2 protein-coding genes are annotated in these 1,145 nt (G+C 62.4%); both read left to right on the forward strand.

The window, feature by feature from the left end:
• On the forward strand, positions 1-285 hold a 285-nt coding region (locus tag EOA28_RS36465; RefSeq protein WP_128315877.1), incomplete at its 5' end, for a hypothetical protein.
• Positions 286-563: 278 nt separating this feature from the next.
• On the forward strand, positions 564-1,145 hold a 582-nt coding region (locus EOA28_RS36470; RefSeq protein WP_245501690.1), incomplete at its 3' end, for a DNA topoisomerase.

Here is a 1,145-nt window from a genome sequence, read left to right on the forward strand (position 1 = left end):
ACCAAGATCTACACCGACGCCAAGGGCATGACCCTCTACACTTTCGACAAGGACGAGAAGGGCAAGTCCAACTGCTATGACAAATGCGCCGCCAACTGGCCGCCGCTGAAAGCCAAGGCAAGCACGAAGACCGAAGGCGAATGGTCTGTCGTCAAGCGCACCGACGGCACCAATATGTGGGCCTATGACGGCAAGCCGGTCTACACCTTCGTCAAGGACAAGAAGGCCGGCGACATGAACGGCGAAGGCGTCGCCGGAGCCTGGCACGTCGTGAAGGCAGATTGAGCTCGCCTCATTGAGCGATCCGGCTGCCGGGTTCCTTGATCCGGCAGCCAGTCCTCTTTCCGCCGGTCGTCGCCGGTTCGGGGCGCGCACGCCTCCGTCGCCAAAAAAGTGATCTTTGCCATACACTCTAAGAGTGTATCGTCGGCGGCCGCTTCCCAAATTGGCCGCTTCCCCTTGACCGATTGCAAAAGCACGGCCATTTGAGCGACGAAAAGAGTGGGATTTCGTCGTGCGTCGCGGAGTTCTTCCGCCACCTCACAGCTGATTAAAGAGACCTCATGGACGTCGTCGTCGTCGAATCGCCGGCCAAGGCGAAGACAATCAACAAATATCTCGGCAAGAACTATAAGGTTCTGGCCTCGTTCGGCCATGTCCGCGATCTGCCGGCCAAGGACGGCTCGGTTCGCCCGGACGAGGACTTTGCCATGTCCTGGTCGGTCGACACGGCGTCCGGCAAGCGCCTCGCCGACATCGCCAAGGCGGTCAAGGATGCTGACGGCCTGATCCTCGCCACCGACCCGGATCGCGAGGGCGAGGCGATTTCATGGCATGTGCTGGAAGTGCTGAAGCAGAAGCGCGCGCTGAAGGACAAACCGGTCAGCCGCGTCGTCTTCAACGCCATCACCAAGGCCTCGGTGCTCGACGCGATGGCCAATCCGCGCCAGATCGATGCGCCGCTGGTCGACGCCTATCTGGCCCGCCGCGCGCTGGACTATCTGGTCGGCTTCACGCTGTCGCCGGTGCTGTGGCGCAAGCTGCCGGGCGCCCGTTCCGCCGGCCGCGTGCAGTCGGTGGCGCTGCGCCTCGTCTGCGACCGGGAATCCGAGATCGAGCGCTTCATCCGCGAGGAATACTGGCAG

It is taken from the genome of Mesorhizobium sp. M2A.F.Ca.ET.067.02.1.1 (assembly GCF_004023285.1).
In the GTDB taxonomy this organism is placed as follows: Bacteria; Pseudomonadota; Alphaproteobacteria; order Rhizobiales; family Rhizobiaceae; genus Mesorhizobium.